Annotated in this window: 10 protein-coding genes, 1 pseudogene and 1 riboswitch; of the genes and pseudogenes, 2 read left to right on the forward strand and 9 right to left on the reverse strand. The window is 73.3% G+C overall.

Annotated elements, in window-relative coordinates; translation table 11 throughout:
- Both ACIRPP_RS10940 and ACIRPP_RS10945 read right to left on the reverse strand, forming a co-directional pair.
- The coding region (locus ACIRPP_RS10940; RefSeq protein ID WP_403640041.1) for a sensor histidine kinase at positions 1-2,350 on the reverse strand (2,350 nt) is incomplete at its 3' end.
- 554 nt (positions 2,351-2,904) lie between these two features.
- Positions 2,905-4,173 carry an MBL fold metallo-hydrolase gene (locus tag ACIRPP_RS10945; RefSeq protein ID WP_403640044.1) on the reverse strand — a complete coding sequence of 423 codons (1,269 nt, stop codon included), beginning with the start codon at positions 4,171-4,173 and terminating at the stop codon, positions 2,905-2,907.
- 210 nt (positions 4,174-4,383) lie between these two features.
- Here ACIRPP_RS10945 and ACIRPP_RS10950 point away from each other — a divergent pair, with 210 nt between their 5' ends.
- Positions 4,384-5,004: a TetR family transcriptional regulator C-terminal domain-containing protein gene (locus ACIRPP_RS10950; protein ID WP_403640047.1), complete on the forward strand. Its 621-nt coding sequence runs from the start codon at positions 4,384-4,386 to the stop codon at positions 5,002-5,004.
- Between the two features lie 170 nt (positions 5,005-5,174).
- Here the strand turns inward: ACIRPP_RS10950 and ACIRPP_RS10955 are convergent, their stop codons facing one another.
- On the reverse strand, positions 5,175-5,963 hold the full coding sequence (locus ACIRPP_RS10955; RefSeq protein ID WP_403640050.1) for an SGNH/GDSL hydrolase family protein: 789 nt from the start codon (positions 5,961-5,963) through the stop codon (positions 5,175-5,177).
- Positions 5,964-6,164: 201 nt separating this feature from the next.
- Entirely contained in the window at positions 6,165-7,109 is a 945-nt protein-coding gene (locus ACIRPP_RS10960; RefSeq protein WP_403640053.1) for a peptidoglycan DD-metalloendopeptidase family protein, read from the reverse strand.
- A gap of 4 nt (positions 7,110-7,113) precedes the next feature.
- A riboswitch (cyclic di-AMP (ydaO/yuaA leader) is annotated at positions 7,114-7,280 on the reverse strand.
- Between the two features lie 402 nt (positions 7,281-7,682).
- Between ACIRPP_RS10960 and ACIRPP_RS10965 the strand changes: the two genes are divergently transcribed.
- Positions 7,683-8,480, forward strand: coding sequence for a tyrosine-protein phosphatase (locus ACIRPP_RS10965; protein ID WP_403640056.1), 798 nt, complete (start codon positions 7,683-7,685; stop codon positions 8,478-8,480).
- A 42-nt stretch (positions 8,481-8,522) separates the two neighbouring features.
- Here the strand turns inward: ACIRPP_RS10965 and ACIRPP_RS10970 are convergent, their stop codons facing one another.
- The 5 genes and pseudogenes from ACIRPP_RS10970 to ACIRPP_RS10990 all read right to left on the reverse strand — a co-directional run.
- Positions 8,523-8,645 carry a DUF6126 family protein gene (locus ACIRPP_RS10970; protein WP_164338082.1) on the reverse strand — a complete coding sequence of 41 codons (123 nt, stop codon included), beginning with the start codon at positions 8,643-8,645 and terminating at the stop codon, positions 8,523-8,525.
- Positions 8,642-9,265: a helix-turn-helix domain-containing protein gene (locus tag ACIRPP_RS10975; protein WP_403640060.1), complete on the reverse strand. Its 624-nt coding sequence runs from the start codon at positions 9,263-9,265 to the stop codon at positions 8,642-8,644. The genes ACIRPP_RS10970 and ACIRPP_RS10975 overlap by 4 nt, the downstream gene beginning before the upstream one ends.
- Positions 9,266-9,364: 99 nt before the next feature.
- Entirely contained in the window at positions 9,365-10,783 is a 1,419-nt protein-coding gene (locus ACIRPP_RS10980; RefSeq protein WP_403640063.1) for an aspartate aminotransferase family protein, read from the reverse strand.
- A complete protein-coding gene (dxs, locus tag ACIRPP_RS10985) occupies positions 10,780-12,783 on the reverse strand; it encodes a 1-deoxy-D-xylulose-5-phosphate synthase (protein ID WP_403640066.1) in 2,004 nt (667 codons plus the stop codon). The genes ACIRPP_RS10980 and dxs overlap by 4 nt, the downstream gene beginning before the upstream one ends.
- 29 nt (positions 12,784-12,812) lie before the next feature.
- A pseudogene (locus ACIRPP_RS10990) lies at positions 12,813-12,943 on the reverse strand (4-hydroxy-3-methylbut-2-en-1-yl diphosphate synthase); the annotation flags it as partial.

The raw sequence follows: 12,943 nt of genomic DNA on the forward strand, positions 1-12,943 counted from the left end.
CGGAGCGGGTCTCCGCGGTGCGGGTCTCCGTGTGCCCGGGAGCCGGGTGGCTGCCGTCGGCGTGGCGGGCCCCCGTGTGGTCCGAGGGCTGGTGGCTGCCGTCGGCGTGGCGGGCCTCCGTGCGGCCCGGGGACGGGAGGCTGCCGTCGACGGGGCGGGCCTCCGTGTGGCCCGGGGACGGGAGGCTGCCGTCGGCGTGGCGGGGAGCCGGGAGGCCGGGGGCGGTGCGATCCGCGGCGGTGGGCTCCGGGGCGGTGTGACCGACGGCCGTTTGACCGACGGCCGTTTGACCGACGGCCGTTTGACCGACGGCCGTGTGACCGACCGCGGTGGGAGCCGGAGCGCCGTGACCGGTGGCCGTGCGGTCCGGGAGGGGGGGTGCCGCGTCGGGGGCGGCCTCCGCGGCGCCGGGGATGCCGGTGGTGCCGGGCGCGTCGGGGCCCGGGTCCAGCTGCTGCTGGGCCTCGGCGAGGCTGATCCCCCGCTGGAAGGCCGCCATCAGGTCGGGGTCGTGACCGGCGACGTCGCCGGTGTCCTGGCGGGGCGCGGGACCGTCCTTGAGCTGGGGCACGATGTGCTCCTGGGCGCGGCGCCGGGGCAGCCGGGGCTTGTCCATGGTGCCGCGCACCGGGGAGCCGCCGCGCGGGGTGAGCGGCTGGAGGCCGTTCTCCTCCAGGACGAGACGGTCCTCGGCGGTGATGCCCGGCACCGCCTCGGCGGGGGTGGCCCGGCTCTCGCGCGCGTGCCGTGCGGGAAGGGGCGGCGCGACGGCCGGAACACCGGTGTCCGGCACGGCGGTGGGGGCGCTGCCCTGCGGGTGCGGCCGGGCCGCCGCGGCGGACGGCGGGACGGGCGCGAGGGCCGGGCCGGCCGGTGCGGCTCCCGCGGTGACCGCCCCGCCCGGTGCGGCTCCCGCGGTGACCGCCCCGCCCGCGGGGCCGCCGCCGGGGGCGGCCGACGCCGCGGTTCCCGGCTCGCTGCCCAGCAGGGCCTGCGGCACGACCAGCACCGCCTGGACACCGCCGTAGATGTTGGTCTGGAGGCGGACCTGGATGCCGTGCCGCTTGGCGAGCTGGGAGACCACGAACAGCCCGATGCGTCCGTCGGCGAGCAGGCTCGCCACGTTCACCTGGTCGGGGTCGGCGAGCAGGGCGTTCATCCGTTCCTGCTCGCCGACGGGCATGCCGAGGCCGCGGTCCTCCACCTCGACGGCGAGGCCGGAGGTGACGAGGCTGGCCCGCAGCAGGACCTGGGTGTGCGGGGCGGAGAACACGGTGGCGTTCTCGACGAGTTCGGCGAGGAGGTGGATGACGTCCGCGACGGCGTGCCCGCGCAGGGTGCCGTCGATCGGCGGCACCAGTTTGACGCGAGAGTACTGCTCGACCTCGGCGATGGCCGACCGCAGCACCTCCGTCATGGACACGGGGTTGCTCCACTGCCGCCGGGACACGGCGCCCCCGAGGACGGCGAGGTTCTCGGCGTGGCGGCGGATGCGGGTGGCGAGGTGGTCGACGTGGAAGAGGCCCTTGAGCAGGTCGGGGTCCTCGATCTCGTTCTCCAGCTCGTCGAGGATCGAGATCTCGCGGTGCACCAGGGACTGCAGGCGCCGCGCCAGGTTGACGAACACCTCCAGCTTCTGTTCGCTGCCCGCCTGGCTGGACAGGCGGGAGGCCTGCACGACGGCGGTGACGGCGCCGTCGTGGGCGCGGGTGAGGTCGGCGGCGAGCAGGTCGAAGTCGTCGGCGCCCGCGGGCGGTTCGGCGGGGTGGCTGCGGGCCGGCGGGCCGTCGCCGCGGCGCAGGTCGTCGACCAGGGTGCGCAGGTCGGCCTCGCGGCGGGCGGTGCTCCGGCGCAGGGTGGTGAGGCGGTCGTGCACCAGCCGGGCGGCGCGGTCGGCGGCCACCGCCGCGATGACGATGCCGGCGAGCGTCACCGACACCGCCCCGCCGAGCACCGCCCACATCGTGGGCCCGGGCCGTACGCCGGAGGAGCGGACGGTGAACAGGACGGCCGCGCAGCCGCTGAGCGCGACCGCCACCGGCGGCAGCACGGCGAGGCGCAGCAGTTGGGGCCGTATGTGGGTCTCGGCGAGTGCGGCGGCGGTCCGGGCGGAGGGCCGCCCGTGGCGTCCGCCCTCGCGCCGGTCGCCCCGGGAGCCCGGCCCGCGCGGGTCGGACGCCGTCGCGCGTGAGCCGGCCCGGCGGGTGGCGGGGCCGCCCGGCGGGCTCGCGGCGGGCCGGCCGGGCTCGCCGGTGCGGGCCCGGACGCCGCGGGAGCCGTGCCCCCGGACCGCGGGCACCGGTCCGGTGCCGGGGCCGGCCGGGTCGCGAGGGTCCCCCGCCGTGCTCACTGCCGCTCCGGGTGCTGCTCCGGTTCCCGTACGGCCGTCGGCCGACGGTCCGCGCGGGGTGCCGGTGGCACCGTGTGCGCCGTTCCTGCCCGGGGCGCCGCCGGCCGGGCCCGGGCGGCGGGGCGCCTCGCCCCGCCCGCTCCCTCGTCCGCCTTGTGCCTGCACGTACCGGTCCCCGCTCCCTGGTCCGACCTGTGGTTGACGCGATCCCCGCGGCGCGGTGCGCGGGCCGACTGTGTCGTCGTGGTGTCGTCGCGATGTCGTCGTACCGGCCGGGCTCGAGAGACGAACAGATGTCGGCCACGCGTCGCCCGACCGACACTCACCGTAGTCGCCACCGCATCATGTGCGGTGGGCAGTTGACAAACTCCTACGGCGTACGTCCCGCTCTGGTATGAGGCCTCGTACGACAGACCGATAAACCCGCCACGGCACCGTCAAGAAGTGGTCGGAGAACGGTCGGACCTGGTCATTCACGATCACGTGGACATGACGAAGGCCGGGGAGCGCCTCGCCCCCCGGCCTCGTGCCGAGCGCCGTCCGCGCGTCCTCCGTCAGCCCGCCGGGCGGGCCCGAGCACCCTCGGCACCCTCGGGAACCCCACCGGAATTGTCACTCTCCGTATCATCCTGGGCCACGGCTGCCGCGGTACCGGCGACGCCGATCGCGGCGCCGGTGAGTGCCTCCTGCACCGGCCAGCCGCCCGCCGGTGCCTGCGCCACCCCACGCCACCACGGCTGCGAGGGCACCGTGCCGGAGGTGGGTTCGAAGGGCTCCCCGGGCCGGGGCAGGGCGACGCGGGCCCCGGCCGCGCGGGCCGCCGCCACCGTCCCCTCACCCGGGTCGGCCCAGGGGTGGGGCGCCAGGTTGAAGGTGGCCCAGTGGATGGGCAGCATCAGGCCGTGGCCCGCCCGGCCGCCTTGAAGGTCGACGTGGGCCCGCATGCCCTCCTCTGGCGTCATGTGGATGTCCGGCCAGAAGTCCGAGTAGGCCCCGATCTGGATCATCGTCACGTCGAAGGGCCCGTGATCGGCGCCGATGTCCTTGAAGCCGTCGAAGTAACCGGTGTCGCCGCTGTGGTGGACGCGGTGCCGCTCCCCGGCGACGACCCAGGACGCCCAGAGGGTGTGCTGAGTGTTGCGCAGGCCCCGGCCGCAGAAGTGCCGGGCGGGCGTGGCGGTGAGGGTGAGGCCGCCGACCTCGGTCGACTCGTGCCAGTCCAGCTCGCGCAGCCGGGACGGGGCGACCCCCCAGTGCTCCAGGTGGCCTCCGACGCCGAGCGGCACGGCGAACAGGGTGTCCGTGTCCGCCAGCGCCTTGATGGTGGGCATGTCCAGGTGGTCGTAGTGGTCGTGGGAGATCACCACGACGTCGACCGGGCCGAGCGCGGCCAGCGGCAGCGGTGCCGGGTGCAGCCGCTTCGGTCCGACGAAGGGGAACGGGGAGCAGCGCTCGCCCCACACCGGGTCGAAGAGGACCCGGTGCCCGTCGATCTCGGCCAGCACGGCGGAATGGCCCATCCAGGTCAGACGCAGCCCGTCGGCCGGCGGACGGGCGAGGTCGGCGAGCGTGGTGGCGTGCACCGGCACGGTCCCGAGGGGGGCCCGGCGGGCGCGGCGGTCCTTGTCGAAGTAGACCTTCGCCAGGTCCCGCGCCGAAGCGGAGGGCCGGGTCCGCGAGGGGCCGCCGGGATTCTGGAACACCCCGTCCTGGAAGTGCGGTGATCTGCGGATGCGCGCCATGCGCTCACCGCTGGGGTCCACACCGAAGGCCGCGGGGCGCAGCGCGCGGAGCGCGGAGCTTCGGGAAGGGGAACCGGCCACGGCACCTCCAGGAAAGTCGGTCGGACTTTCCATTATGTGGGGCCGGTGCGACAGCGCTTCCGTGCGGACGTCGACAGCGCTTCCGTGCGGACCGGGTCCGCCGCGGCGGCACCGGCCGTCTCTCGGCCCGCCGGGTCACCGCAGCGGGTGAAGCCGCCGCCGTCGAGGGCCTCTTGGGCGGTGCCGGGCGGTCGGATTAGGGTGACGGGCGTGACGAGGGTGCGGTTGAGCGTGGCGGAGCGGCGCGGGGAGCTGCTGCGGGCGGCCATCGAGCAGATCGAGGCACGGGGGGCGGCGGCGGTCCGGATCTCCGACGTGGCCTCGGCGCTCGGGGTGAGCAATGCGCTGGTCCTCTACCACTTCTCCACGAAGGAACGGCTCGTCGCCGCCGCCTTCGCACACGCGGCCGAGGCCGACCTGGCCCATCTGCGCAAGCTGCTGGGCCGGCGCACGACGGCCCTGCGCCGGCTGCGTTCCGCGGTGCGGTGGTACGCGCCCACCGGTCCGGCCAAGGGCTGGCGGCTGTGGATCGAGAGCTGGTCGATGGCGTTGCGCGAGCCGGTGCTGCGGGAGGTCGCCGGGGACCTCGACCGGCAGTGGAAGGCCGCGCTGACCGAGGTCATCGGCGAGGGCGTGGACGCGGGCGAGTTCCGCTGCCCGGACCCGGCCGGTGCGGCGCTGCGGCTGACCGCACTGCTCGACGGGCTCGCGGTCCAGATGACGTCGTACGGCGCGGCGGTGCCGCGGAGCCGGGCGCTCGTGTGGGTGGACGAGGCCCTGGCCCGCGAACTGGGTCTGGAGCGGGAGGCGCTGACGGCTTCGGCACGCTGACCGTCGAGGCCGCACCAGTTGCCCTGTTCGCGTGACCCTTCGTTCCGTTGGAGCCCGCCTCGGACGGCCCCCTGATCCCTCGCGCTGACCGGTGCCGGCCCGCCGGACGCAGCGAGCCCGGCGGGCCGTACCCCCTTGTCCGGGACGGCCCGCCGGGCTCGTGCGACGCGTCACGCCACCGAGGCGATCCGCTCCTTGATGGCGTGCGGGGACAGCGCCCCCTTCGCCGTGACGTGGTCGCCGGAGGACTCCCCGCGCAGGCGTCGGCCGATCCACGGCACGAGGTACTCGCGGGCCCACTGGACGTCGTCCCGCCGGACGTCGAACGTGCCCCGGGCCGGGAGCGGGGGCCAGGGCTGCTCGGGGTCGGCCGGGACCTCCAGGCCGAGGGCCTGGCCCGCCCGGAGCGCCACGCGGGTGTGGCCCTCGGGCGAGAGGTGCAGCCGGTCGGCGTCCCACGCCCTGCGATCCTGGACGCTGCGCAGCGACCACAGGTCGAGCACCGGGCAGCCGTACCGGTCGGCGATGGCCCGCACATGTCCGTTGTACGTGGCGACCTTGCCGCGCAGCCGGCGGAGCACGGGCACGCCCCGGGTGTCGAAGCCGGTGGCGATCAGCACGGTGCCGGACGCGGCGGCGAGTGCCGCGACGGCCCGCTCGAACCGGTCGGCCACCTCGTCCGGGTCGGTGCCCGGCCGGATGATGTCGTTGCCGCCCGCGCAGATGGACACCAGGTCCGGGGCGAGCTCCACCGCCCGCGGGATCTGGTCCGCCACGATCTGGTCGAGCAGCTTTCCGCGCACCGCGAGGTTGGTGTACTGGAAGGCGCCTTCGGGCCGGCGGTCGGCGAGGAGCACGGCGAACCGGTCGGCCCAGCCGACGAACGCGCCGTCGGGGCCGGGATCGCCGACTCCCTCGGTGAAGCTGTCCCCCACCGCCACGTACGACCCGAATTCCACTCTGCTGTCTTTCCTCGAATCGTCTGCCACGGTCACCCATGATGGCGTTTCGGATGTGACCTACGCGACCGTAGGAAAGGGTTGACGGGCGGTGAGATAAACCACTCCGCCTGTCGATTCCCGTTGCGGCGCATCACCGAAGGCCGGACCCGGGATCGGGGTCCGGCCTTCGGCGGCGTGTCAGGCAGGTCGGCGCGGGGGTCAGCCGATGGAGACGCCCTTCGAGCGGAGGTAGGAGACGGGGTCCACGTCCGCGCCGTAGTTCGGCGAGGTGCGGATCTCGAAGTGCAGGTGCGGACCGGTCGAGTTGCCGGTCGAACCGGACAGGCCGACCTGCTGGCCGGCGCTCACGGCCTGGCCGGCCGAGACGGACAGCGAGGACAGGTGGGCGTACTGGGCGTAGTGGCCGTCGTTGAGCTTGATGACGACCTCGTTGCCGTACGCGCCCGCCCAGCCGGCGGAGACCACGGTGCCGGAGCCGACGGCCTTCAGCGAGGTCCCGGTCGGGACACTGAAGTCGACACCGGTGTGGTAGCCGCTGGACCACATGCCGCCGGCCACCTTGTAGCCGGTGCCGACGCCGCCGCCGGGCACCGGGGAGGTGTAACCGGAGGCACTGGCGGCCTGATTGGCGCCCGTGGACTGCGGGGCGGTCTTCTTGACCGGGGCCTCGCTCTTGCCTGCGGAGGGCTTGGCGGGCGCGGTCTTCTTCTTCGGCGCGTCCTGGGCGGACGGGGCCGAGGAGGACTTCTTCGGGGCGCTCGGCGCGGCCTTGCCGTCGATGGACAGCTTCAGGCCGGGGTGGATGAGCGACGGGTCGTCACCGACGGCCTCGCGGTTGTCGGCGTAGAGCTGCTTCCAGCCGCCGTCGACGTTCTCGGTGTCGGCGATCTTGGCCAGGTAGTCCCCGGACTTCACGACGTAGGTGCGGGACTCGCCGTTCTTCGCGGTGTCCTTGCCGTCGGCCTTGGCGCCGGCGGACACGCTCTGGACGGCCTTCTCCGGAGCCGCCTGGGGGGTGGCGGCGTGGGCGCCGGTGGCGCCGAGGAGCGGCAGGGCGAGAGCGGCGCCACCGGTACCGGCGACGGCGATGGAACGGGCGAGACGCAGGGTCCTGGGACGGCGGTGCTTACCCTTGGCGGGCATGACGAATTCCTCTCCGGCGCCTGCGAGGTGAGCTGTCGGGTTCGGGCTGGAGATGCCCGGCCGCGCAGGACGCGGCTTAACCCCGAGCCTGTTTCTCCGGAAGACCGGTAACAGGCAGTCGTACCTGTGGGTCCCCCGCTCCTGCCGTTCACGGGTCAGTGAGTGTGCGGGCTCCGGGCGGCGGCAGGATTAGGCGTCCGTCCGGATCGGTGGCGAACGTAAGCGACCAAGACGCAAAGGGACAAGCGAGGGGTTCCCCCTGAACGCCCTTTTCCGTGATCCACTCGGACAATTGCTGTCACCGTGCGTGGATTCCGTGTCCCGTGAAATGCCGAAAAGGCTTGCGGGACAGGGGAATTACGTGAACATGGCGACAACCCGTTGTCACCACTATGACGATGCTCACGCACCCCATTCCCATCTCCCTTTCTATCGGGGCACGTTATGGCGAATTCCCCGAAACGGACAGAACGCCTTAAACGCTGAATCGGGACTTCTTCCCGGCTCGCGATGTCGTATCGTCGGGGTGCCGTCGACGAGCCGCGTCGACGACGCCGAGTGGGAGGAGCCCCCGTGACGCAGCACATCCCGTCGACCGAACCCGAGCTGGCCGGGGTGCGCAATTTCCGTGACGTGGGCGGGCTGCCGACCCGGGACGGCCGGCGCGTGCGGCACGGCGTGCTGTTCCGCAGCGGCCACCTCGCCCACGCGACCGCCGAGGACGCCGCCTTCCTGTCGTCCCTGGGACTGCACACCGTCTTCGACTTCCGCAACGCGGCCGACCAGAAGCTGGAGGGCCCGGACGTCGCCCTGCCCGGCGTGCGCAACGTGAACCTGCCGCTGAGCGACCCGGCCGACGGGGCGGAGTTCTGGCGGATGGTCCGCGACGGCGACCTGGAGCAGCTGCGCACGATCCTCGCCGACGGCAAGGCCGCGGACCGGATGATCGCCTCCTACCGGGCGACCATCCGGGGCCGCACCGCCGAGCACTCCCGGGTGCTGCACGCGCTCGCCGAGGAGAGCGTGCCCGCGCTGATGCACTGCGCGGCCGGCAAGGACCGCGCGGGCCTGTCGGTGGCGGTGACGCTGCTGGCGGTGGGCGTGGAGCGCGACGCGATCTTCGAGGACTACCTGAAGTCCAACGAGCGGCACCGCCGCTACAAGGTGCACCGCAACGGAAGCTCCGACTCGGCCTACTCCCCCGAGGTCATGGAGCTGCTGAACCCGCTGTTCGACGCCCGCGCCGAGTACCTTCAGGCAGCGCTGGAGACCATCGAGGAGACGTGGGGCGGCGTCGACGCCTACCTGGAGCAGGGCCTCACCCTCGCACCCGGGACCCGGGAACGGCTGCGCACGCGCCTGCTGGACTGACCCCCGGCCGAGCGGGCCGGGGGCACGGCCGCACCCGGCCCGCTACTGCTTCGCGCCGACCGTGAACAGCAGATAGATGAAGCCCGCCACGACGTGACCCGCCACGACGTAGACGAACAGGCGCACCCACAGGGCGCGCGGGAACTTCTCTTCCATGTTTCTCACGAGGCATCTCCGTGGGCGGGGCCGAGGCAGAGCGCGGCCGAGGGGCTCTGCAGCAGGGTATGCACGAACAGGAGCTCGACTCCGTCGGGGTCCTGCGCGGCGATCCGGTGCGGGGTGAGCGAGTCGAAGTGGGCGCTGTCGCCCGGGCCGAGCCGGTGCAGCGTCTCGCCGAGCCGGAGCAGCAGCCGGCCCCGCAGGACGTACAGCCACTCCTCGCCGGGGTGGACGCGCACGATGTCGCCCTGCGAACCGTGCGGGACGTGGACCCGCAGGGCCTGCATGCCGCGCCCGGGCGCGCCCGCCTGCCAGTAGGTCCAGCCGCCGGCCGTCGTGGGTTCCATCCCGGCGGCGCGCACCACCGCATCCCGCTCGGGGGCCGCCTCGCCGAGGAGTTCGGCGACCGTCGTACCGTAGACGCGGGCGAGGGACAGCAGCATGGGCAGCGAGGGCTGCCGCTGCCCGGTCTCCAGACGCGAGAGGTGGGCGGGCGACAGGCCCGCGTCGCGGGCCGCGGCCTCCAGGGTGAGGGAGGCCCTGCGCCGCAGTGCCCGCAGCTGCGGCGCGACCAGACCCAGTGCGTCGGGCCGGGCGCCCGACGGCTCTGTCTCGGGGGAGCTCATGCCCCTATCTAGCCCCCTGATTTGTCCGGCGGGCAAATTTTTTGCCTCACAGGCAAAAGGAGGCGTCCTGCTGCCGGCGGCAGGACACGGGCCGGCCGGTCAGCGGTTGGCGATCGCCTGCTTCACCAGCGTCCTGCCGAAGTCCCACACCAGGCCGCCGCCCTGGTGGGCGTCGTCCATCACCGCGGTGAAGGCGTCCACGAAACGGTCCACCTCCGGCTCGCCGATGATCAGCGGCGGGATCAATTTGATCACCTCCATGTGATCACCGGACACCTGGGTGAGGATCCGGTGCCGCTGGAGCAGCGGCACGACCACCATCTGCGCGAACAGACCCTTGCGGGCGGCCTGCAGCATGGCCCAGTGGCCGCGCAGCTTCAGCGAACGGGGCCGGCCGAACTCGATGCCGATCATCAGCCCCCGGCCGCGGACCTCGGCGAGCATCTCGTACTTCTCGGTCAGGGCCGCCAGCCGCGACCGCAGCAGCTCGCCCGTCCTGCGCACGTTGGCGACGATCTGCTCGTTCTCCATGACCGACAGCACCGCCAGGCCGGCCGCCATGGCCTGGGCGTTGGAGCCGAAACTGGCCGAGTGGACCAGCACCCGGTCCATGGACGAGTAGACCTTCTTGAAGATCCAGTCCTTGCCGAGGGTGGCGCCCACCGGTACGTAGCCGCCGGAGAGCGCCTTGGCCACGCACACCAGGTCCGGCTCCACGCCCTCCTCGTGCTGGTAGGCGTAGAAGTCCCCGGTGCGGCCGAGCCCGGTCTGCACCTCGTCGGCGATCAGCAGCGCCTTGTGCCGGTGCAGCAGCTCCTGCGCGGCCCGCAGGTAGCCGGAGGGCGCCTCGTGGACGCCCTTGCCCTGGATGGGCTCGACGATCAGGGCGGCGACGTCGCCCTTGCGCAGCTCCCGCTCCAGGGCGTCCAGGTCGCCGAGCGGCACGGCGGTGTCGGGCAGCAGCGGGGCGAAGCCGTCCCGGAAGCCGTCCTCGCCGTTGACCGACAGGGAGCCCGTGGTCAGGCCGTGGAAGGCGTGTTCGCAGTACAGGACGCGCGGTCTGCCGGTGACGAACCGGGCGAACTTCAACGCACCCTCCACCGCCTCGGTGCCGCTGTTGCCGAAGAAGACCCGGTCCAGGTGCGGGCTGTGCGCGAGCAGCTTCTCGGCCAGCAGCCCGGGCAGCGGCGGGCAGTCGAAACGGGTGAGGTCGGCCAGCGAGGCGTCCAGGACGTCGTGCAGCGCCTTGCGGATCACGGGGTGGTGGCGCCCCAGGCCCATCACCCCGAACCCGGCGAGCATGTCCAGGTGGTCGTTGCCGTCGGCGTCCCAGAAGTGGGCGCCCTCGGCGCGCTCGTAGACCTTGTCGAAGCCGATGGTGTGCAGCATGCGCGGGAGCTGGTGGTTGAGGTACCGGGTGTGCAGCTCGTAGCGCTCGGCCCCGCGCTCGGCGAGCAGCGCGCCGAGGTCGAACTGCCCGGTCTGCGACGACTCCGACGCGGACTCCGCGGTGGTCATGCCTGGTGCTCCTGTGGCTGTGGTGGCTGGGACGGTGTGGTCGGCCGGGCCTCGGCCTGCTCCGCCCGCCGCTCGGCGGGGCCCGCGGCCCGTATCTCCTGCTGCGCTGCGGGCTCCGCGGCCCGCCTCTCCTGCTGCACGGCGAGGCTCGCGCCGATCCGGCCGGCCACGTCGACCGGGGTCAGACCGATGTCGGCGAGCACCTCCGCGCGTTTGGCATGGGCGAGGAACTGCTCCGGGATGCCGAACCGCCGGACCGGCACGTCGACCTCGGCGTCGCCCAGCGCCAGCGCCACGGCCGAACCCACCCCGGCCGCACGGCTGTTGTCCTCGACGACCGCCACCAGACGGTGCCGGGCCGCCAGAGCGGGCAGTTCCGGGTCCACGGGCTTGACCCAGCGGGGGTCCACCACCGTGCAGGCGATGCCGCGGGCCTGAAGCAGTTCGGCGGCCCGCAGACACACGGGCGCCATCACGCCGACGGCCACCAGCAGCACCTCAGGCGCCTCGCCGCGGTGCAGCACGTCCATGCCGCCGATCCGGTCGACGGCGGGGACACAGGGGCCGACCGACTCCTTGGGGAAGCGCAGCAGGGTCGGGGCGTCGTCGACGGCGACCGCCTCGCGCAGCTGGGCGCGCAGCTGGTCGGCGTCCCGGGGCGCCGCGATGCGCAGGCCGGGCACGACCTGGAGCACGGACAGGTCCCACATGCCGTTGTGCGAGGGGCCGTCGACCCCGGTGACACCGGCCCGGTCCAGCACGAACGTGACCCCGCAGCGGTGCAAGGCGACATCCATCAGCAGCTGGTCGAAGGCGCGGTTGAGGAAGGTGGCGTAGACGGCGACGACCGGGTGCAGGCCGCCGGTGGCCAGGCCCGCCGCGGACACGGTGGCGTGCTGCTCGGCGATGCCGACGTCCCACACCCGGTCCGGGAACCGCGCGGCGAAGGCGCCGAGGCCGACCGGGTGGAGCATGGCGGCGGTGATCGCCACCACGTCCTCGCGTTCCTCGCCGATCCGCACGATCTCCTCGCCGAACACCGAGGTCCAGGACGGGCCGCCGGACGGCGACAGCGGGGCGCAGGTGAGCGGGTCCATCACGCCGACGGTGTGGAAGTGGTCCTCCTCGTGGGCGAGGGCGGGCTCGTAGCCGCGGCCCTTCTCGGTGAGGCAGTGGACGAGGACGGGACCGTGGAAGCGTTTGGCCCGGCGCAGCGCGGACTCCACGGCCCCGATGTCGTGGCCGTCGATCGGGCCGACGTACTTCAGGCCGAGGTCCTCGAAGAGTCCCTGGGGGGCGAAGGCGTCCTTGAAGCCCTTCTTCGCGCCGTGCAGGGCCTCGTAGACGGTGCCGCCGACCACCGGGGTGCGCTGGAGCACGTCCTTGCCCCAGGCCAGCACCCGTTCGTAGCCGTCGGTGGTGCGCAGGGTGGCGAGGTGGTTGGCGAGGCCGCCGATGGTGGGCGCGTAGGAGCGTTCGTTGTCGTTGACGACGATGATCAGCGGGCGGTCCTTGGCGGCGGCGATGTTGTTGAGGGCCTCCCAGGCCATGCCGCCGGTGAGGGCGCCGTCGCCGATCACGGCGACCACGTGTCCCGTGCCGCCCTGCACCCGGTGGGCCTTGGCGAGGCCGTCGGCCCAGCCGAGGGCGGTGGAGGCGTGGCTGTTCTCGATGACGTCGTGCACGGACTCCTCGCGGGAGGGGTAGCCGGACAGGCCCCCTTTGCCGCGCAGCTTGGAGAAGTCCTGACGGCCGGTCAGCAGCTTGTGCACGTAGGACTGGTGGCCGGTGTCCCAGAGGATGCGGTCGGCCGGTGACTCGAAGACCCGGTGCAGGGCGACGGTGAGTTCCACCACGCCCAGGTTGGGTCCGAGGTGGCCGCCGGTCCTGGCGACGGCCTGCACCAGGAACTCCCTGATGTCGGCGGACAGTTCGGTGAGTTGTGCCGCGGACAGCGCCTTCAGGTCGCGTGGTTGTCGGATGCTCTCCAGGATCGACACGGTCGGGCCCCCTTCGCATTCCGTGCTGTTCAGCTCACGGTGACGGCCGGCTCCCCCGCCGCGATGCCGTCCTTCTCCATCTGTTCGGCGATCTTCATCGCCTCTTCGATCAACGTCTCGACGATCTTCGACTCCGGCACCGTCTTGATGACCTCGCCCT

Source organism: Streptomyces sp. NPDC101219 (assembly GCF_044767675.1).
GTDB lineage: Bacteria > Actinomycetota > Actinomycetes > Streptomycetales > Streptomycetaceae > Streptomyces.

Excerpts from the sequence above, each read along its gene's own strand:
- ACIRPP_RS10960 (WP_403640053.1), bottom strand. The coding sequence starts at position 7,109 with ATGCCCGCCAAGGGTAAGCACCGCCGTCCCAGGACCCTGCGTCTCGCC.
- ACIRPP_RS10975 (WP_403640060.1), bottom strand. The coding sequence starts at position 9,265 with ATGAGCTCCCCCGAGACAGAGCCGTCGGGCGCCCGGCCCGACGCACTG.
- ACIRPP_RS10980 (WP_403640063.1), bottom strand. The coding sequence starts at position 10,783 with ATGACCACCGCGGAGTCCGCGTCGGAGTCGTCGCAGACCGGGCAGTTC.